The organism is Mesorhizobium sp. M8A.F.Ca.ET.021.01.1.1 (assembly GCF_003998025.1).
Taxonomy (GTDB): Bacteria; Pseudomonadota; Alphaproteobacteria; order Rhizobiales; family Rhizobiaceae; genus Mesorhizobium.
Map to the genome: position 1 here is coordinate 1 of NZ_RZSJ01000428.1, position 5,474 is coordinate 5,474.

Consider the following 5,474-nt stretch of genomic DNA (forward strand, 5'->3'; position numbering starts at 1 on the left):
CGCCGATGACTGGATCGGCATCCGACCTGGCACTGACGGCCTGTTCGTGTTCGCGCTCATCCACGAACTCTTGAAGGCCGGCCGCGTCGATCTCGATTATCTGCTCCGCTACACCAACGCGCATGTCCTGGTCATCCAGGATCCTGGCGCCGCCGATGATGGGCTCTTTCTGCGCGATGGCGACAGCGCTCTGGTCGCTTGGGACCGGGTGGCGAAGACCTCCGTCAACGCAACCGATCCAGATGCGAAGCCGGCACTGACCGGCAGCTTCACGGTCGACGGGCGCAGGTGCGTTCCGGTGTTCCGGCTCATTGCGGACCGCTATCTCGACGAGAGCTACGCACCCGACGCGGTCGCCGGGCGTTGCGGCATTGCCGCCGATACGATCCGCCGGATCGCCGCCGAACTTGCACATGTCGCCTTCGAAGAGGTGATCGAACTGCCGGTCGCCTGGACCGATTGGGCCGGGCGCCGGCATGAGACGATCAAGGGCCGACCTGTTTCGATGCATGCCATGCGCGGCATCTCCGCCCATTCCAACGGCTTTCATACCTGTCGCGCCATTCACCTGCTGCAGGTGCTTCTCGGAACCGTGGACGTGCCTGGCGGCTTCCGCTTCAAGCCGCCCTACCCCCGGTCCGCCCCGCCGGGTCCGAAGCCCTGCGGCAAGGACGTGAGGCCGATGACGCCGCTCGACGGCATGCCCCTCGGTTTCGTTTGTGGACCCGACGATCTGCTGGTCGATGAGGCCGGCACGCCGCTGCGCATCGACAAGGCTTATTCCTGGGATTCGCCACTTGCGGCGCATGGTCTGATGCACACCGTCATCCGCAACGCCTGGGCCGGCGACCCGTACCCGATCGACACGCTGCTGATGTACATGTCGAACATGGCGTGGAACTCCTCGATGAACACGGTCGAGACCATGGCCATGCTCACCGACCGTGATGAGGCGGGCAACTACAGGATCCCATTCATCATCTATTCCGACGCCTATTACTCCGAGACCGTGCCGTTCGCAGACCTCGTGCTGCCCGACACCACCTATCTCGAGCGTCATGACTGCATCAGCCTGCTCGACCGGCCGATCAGCCATGCCGACGGGCCGGGGGACGCCATCCGCCATCCCGTCGTCGAGCCCGACCGCGACGTCAGGCCGTTCCAGTCGGTCATGATCGAACTCGGCGCGCGGCTTGGGCTGCCGGGGTTTGTCAATGACGACGGCTCGGCAAAGTACAGCGACTATGCCGACTACATCGTCAACCATGAGCGCACGCCTGGCATCGGCCCGCTGGCCGGCTGGCGCGGCAAGGAAGGCACTTCCATCGGCAAGGGCGAGCCCAATCCGGACCAGTTGCAGCGCTACATCGACAATGGCGGCTTCTGGCACCACGACTTCACTGACGACCAGCGCTACTACAAGATGGCCAACCGCTCCTATCTCGATTTCGCCGTGCAACTGGGCTTCATTCCCAAGGCCGAGCCGGTCGTCTTCCAGCTCTATTCCGAACCGATGCAGCGTTTTCGGCTGGCCGCGCGCGGACATGGCCGGGTGGTGCCGCCCGAAGGCGAACGCCGGCGCATCGAGACCTACATGGATCCGCTGCCGTTCTGGTACATGCCCTTCGAGGAACAGGCCGTGGACCTGGAAAAATACCCGCTGCACGCGCTGACGCAGCGGCCCATGCACATGTACCATTCCTGGGGTTCGCAAAACGCGTGGTTGCGGCAGATCACCAGCCAGAACCGGCTGTTCGTACATCACCGGACGGCGGCCGGCCTTGGCCTTGTCGATGACGACTGGGTGTGGATCGAGAGCATCAATGGCAAGGTGAAGGGGCAGATCAAGCTGGTCGACGGAGTAAACGAAAGCACGGTCTGGACCTGGAACGCGATCGGCAAAAGGCGCGGCAGCTGGGGGCTGAAGGACAATGCGGCCGAGAGCAATCGCGGCTTCCTGCTCAACCACATCATCGGTGACCAGACTTCTGCCGATGCCAGCGGCAGACGTTATTCGAATTCCGATCCAGTCACGGGACAGGCTGCGTGGTTCGATCTGCGCGTGCGCATCGTCAAATGCGCTGATGAGGAAGCCGGCTTCACCGAGCCGCAATTCGAAAGATTTCGCCAGCCGCCACATTTCGAACCCTCGCCCGACAAGCTCACTTTCGGCGCCGAATTTCGCCGGGCAAGAGAGGCGGCCGAATGACCTGTCTTCCAAGTCCGGGCGGCAAGAAGCTCGGCCTCGTCGTCGACCTCGACACCTGTGTCGGCTGCCAGGCCTGCGTCACCGCCTGCAAGGAGTGGAACACCGGCGGTCACATGGCGCCGCTGACCGACATCGACCCTTACGGCGGCCATGTCGACGGCGTCTGGTTCAACCGCGTGCACAGCTACGAGCACATCACCGAGATGGGCGGGCGCACGGTGAACTTCCCGCGCTCCTGCCTGCATTGCGAGACGCCGGCCTGCGTCACCGTCTGTCCGACGGGCGCCTCCTACAAACGCGCCTCGGACGGCATCGTGCTGATCGACGAGGACAAGTGCATCGGTTGCAAATTGTGCAGCTGGGCGTGCCCTTACGGCGCGCGCGAGTTCGACACGGATGTCGGCGTGATGAAGAAATGCACGCTCTGCGTCGACCGCATCTACAACGACAATCTGGCCGAAGGAGACCGCGTGCCGGCCTGCGTCGCCGCCTGCCCGACCAGCGCCCGGCATTTCGGTGACCTCGGCGATCCCCAATCCGCCGTCTCGCAACTGGTGGCGGATCGCGGCGGGGTCGACCTGATGCCCGAGCTTGGCTATCGCCCGACCAACAAATACCTGCCGCCGCGCGCCCATACGCAGCGCGCCGCATCGGTGCCGGCCAAGGCGCTGGAGCCGGTGCGGGCCGAGGGTGCTTTCCTTGGCTGGGTCGACCGCATGCTTTCGAGCTGACCATCCATGCATCCAGCTTTTTCGGTCGTTTTCTTCACCACCGCTACGGGTGCCGGCTATGGGTTGCTCGCAATGCTCGGCGTGCTCGGCCCGCTCGGCCTCATCGCGCCCGATTTCTGGCCGGGCTTCGTCGGCATTGGCCTGGCGCTCGGCCTGATCGCGGCCGGCCTGCTGTCATCGACCCGCCATCTCGGCAGACCTGAACGTGCCTGGCGGGCGTTCTCGCAATGGCGCAGTTCATGGCTGTCGCGCGAAGGCGTATTGTCGGTCATCACCTTCATCCCGGCGGGCCTCTTCGGCCTGGGCTGGGTCTTCCTTGGCCGCCTCGATGGCTGGGTGGCGGCCGCGGGCGTTCTGGCCACCTTCGGCGCCTTTGTCACGGTCTGCATGACCGGCATGATCTATGCATCGCTCAAGCCGATTGCCCAATGGCACAGCCCCTACACCTTGCCCGGCTATCTGATCTTCTCGGCGATGAGCGGCTGCGTGCTCGTGAATGCCCTGCTGCAAGGCTTTGCGGTCGGCTCGACTGTCCCGCTCGCCGCTTCCGTACTGCTCACCTTGCTCGGCTGGGGCTGGAAGCTGGCGACCTGGCGCCACAATGACCAGCTTGAAATCGCGACCAACGCGAACACCGCGACCGGGCTCTCCGGCGGCACGGTGCGATCCCTGGAATGGCCGCATACCGAGGAAAACTACCTGCTCAAGGAAATGGGCTTCCGCATCGCGCGCAAGCACAGCGCGAAGCTGCGCCGGATCACGCAGGCGCTGGCGTTCGCTCTACCCATCCTGCTGCTCACCGCCACCTTCGCCCTGCCCTGGCCCTTTGCGGCGGTCTCTTCAGGGCTCGCTGCAATCGTCCAGTTCACCGGCATGCTGGTCGAACGCTGGCTGTTCTTCGCCGAGGCGAAGCACACCGTCACGCTTTATTATGGACGATAGGACAGCTGAAAATGACTTCCGCCAGCTCTCTGAGCGACAGTAAAATTCGGCATTATTGTTGACAGCGGAGTCGATACTATCCTTTAAATCCAGAATGCTCCAGTTCTCTATTCGTAGTTCAAGGCGATGAATCTCGCTGCCTTCCGCTCTCCGACCTATCTCGCACTCGGCTTGTTCGCCGCATGTATGTTTATCCTTGCACCCTGCAATTTAATAGCAGGCGCGCTCGAAGCCGAAGCCGCCTTTAAAGCGAATAATTATTCAGAAGCGTACAAAGAATGGACGGCTCTCGCCCAAAAGGGTGATGCCATTGCCCAATTTAACGTCGGATTTCTGTATTCCAGAGGACTGGGTGTTCCACTGGATTATTCCAAAGCTGCCGAATGGTGGGGCAAGGCGGCGGATCAAGACATGGCAGTGGCCGAGTTGAACCTTGGACTTTTGTACTCCTGGGGCAAGGGCGTTCAGCAGGATGATTCCAAAGCGGCGGAGCTATGGCGCAAGGCGGCGATCCGAGGTTTGCCCGAAGCTCAGCAGTATCTTGGATACGCGTATTTTTCTGGGACGGGAGTGCCCAAAAGTGGTTCCGATGCGGTACTTTGGTTAACCAAAGCAGCTGAGCAAGGTAATGTTGACGCGCAAATTAATTTGGGCGTGGCTTACCTGACCGGCGAGATTGTAGATAAGAACCCCAAGCTAGCCTTCTATTGGTACGAAAAGGCTGCGCAACTGAATGACAGCAAGGCGCAATTCAACGTGGCATTGATGTATCTCAAAGGTGTTGGGGTTGAGCAGAATGATGACCTTGCCATCCAATGGTTAAAACGCTCGGCAGCGCAGGGATACCGCGGCGCGGAAGAAGCACTTGACCGCATTCATGCTGCGCTTAAGAAGACTTGAGCTTCACCAAGACCAGGCGGCGACCCTCAACCCGGCCGCAGCATCGAACCGGAGATGGCGAAGATGCGGTCAGTGCCAAGCATGTAAGCCATCAGCGACTCCAGCCGGAACAAGCCGGCATAGGCGCGGTCGAGCACGTTGAGCGAGCCGGTATAGGCACCGAAAGCCGGCATGATCATGCGGCCGCCGTCGCCGGCAAAGCAGCGCCTGCGCACCGAACGGCCTTGCTGCACGATGCGCGCGCAGGGATGCAGGTGGCCTGAAATCTCGCCCTCGACCCGCACCTTCGACGGCTCGTGCCGGAACAGCAGGGAACCTATGGCCAGTTCCCGCACGGTCTCGCCGGGCAGGTCCGCCGGCGCCTCCGGGTCGTGATTGCCGGCGACCCAGAACCAGTCACGGCCTGCCATCAGCGCCTCCAGCCGTTCGCGAAAGCTCGAATGCATGCGCTTGGCGCCGCCGCCATCGTGGAAACTGTCACCCAGGCTGATGATGATCGACGGCTGGTAGTCCGATATCACCGCCTGCAATCGCAGCAGGGTCGCGCCGGTATCGTAGGGCGGGATCAGTGTGCCGCGCCTGGCCAGCGACGAGCCCTTCTCCAGATGCAGGTCAGAAACTGTCAGCAGCTTGAGCTCGGGAAAATAGAGCACGCCGCGCGGATCGCAGACCGCGCGCGCGCCCGCGATGCC

5 protein-coding genes are annotated in these 5,474 nt (G+C 62.4%); 4 read left to right on the forward strand and 1 reads right to left on the reverse strand.

Translation table 11 applies throughout. The features are described 5' to 3' along the window. The 4 genes from EOA36_RS26010 to EOA36_RS26025 all read left to right on the forward strand — a co-directional run. A partial coding sequence (locus tag EOA36_RS26010; protein WP_127280000.1) for a molybdopterin oxidoreductase family protein occupies positions 1-2,209 on the forward strand: 2,209 nt, incomplete at its 5' end. Then, a complete protein-coding gene (locus tag EOA36_RS26015; RefSeq protein WP_127280001.1) occupies positions 2,206-2,940 on the forward strand; it encodes a 4Fe-4S dicluster domain-containing protein in 735 nt (244 codons plus the stop codon). The genes EOA36_RS26010 and EOA36_RS26015, both read left to right, overlap by 4 nt. Positions 2,941-2,946: 6 nt before the next feature. Beyond that, entirely contained in the window at positions 2,947-3,882 is a 936-nt protein-coding gene (locus EOA36_RS26020; protein ID WP_127280002.1) for a dimethyl sulfoxide reductase anchor subunit family protein, read from the forward strand. A 126-nt stretch (positions 3,883-4,008) separates the two neighbouring features. Next, the gene (locus EOA36_RS26025) at positions 4,009-4,782 is read left to right on the forward strand and encodes a tetratricopeptide repeat protein (protein WP_127280003.1); all 774 of its coding nucleotides are present in this window, start codon (positions 4,009-4,011) and stop codon (positions 4,780-4,782) included. A 26-nt stretch (positions 4,783-4,808) separates the two neighbouring features. Here EOA36_RS26025 and pdeM read toward each other — a convergent pair. Beyond that, positions 4,809-5,474: ligase-associated DNA damage response endonuclease PdeM (pdeM, locus tag EOA36_RS26030; protein WP_245464467.1), on the reverse strand; the 666-nt coding region annotated here is incomplete at its 5' end.

Bases quoted from the DNA above. Each gene is read 5' to 3' on its own strand.
- EOA36_RS26025 (WP_127280003.1), top strand. From the start codon at position 4,009: ATGAATCTCGCTGCCTTCCGCTCTCCGACCTATCTCGCACTCGGCTTG.
- EOA36_RS26020 (WP_127280002.1), top strand. From the start codon at position 2,947: ATGCATCCAGCTTTTTCGGTCGTTTTCTTCACCACCGCTACGGGTGCC.
- EOA36_RS26015 (WP_127280001.1), top strand. From the start codon at position 2,206: ATGACCTGTCTTCCAAGTCCGGGCGGCAAGAAGCTCGGCCTCGTCGTC.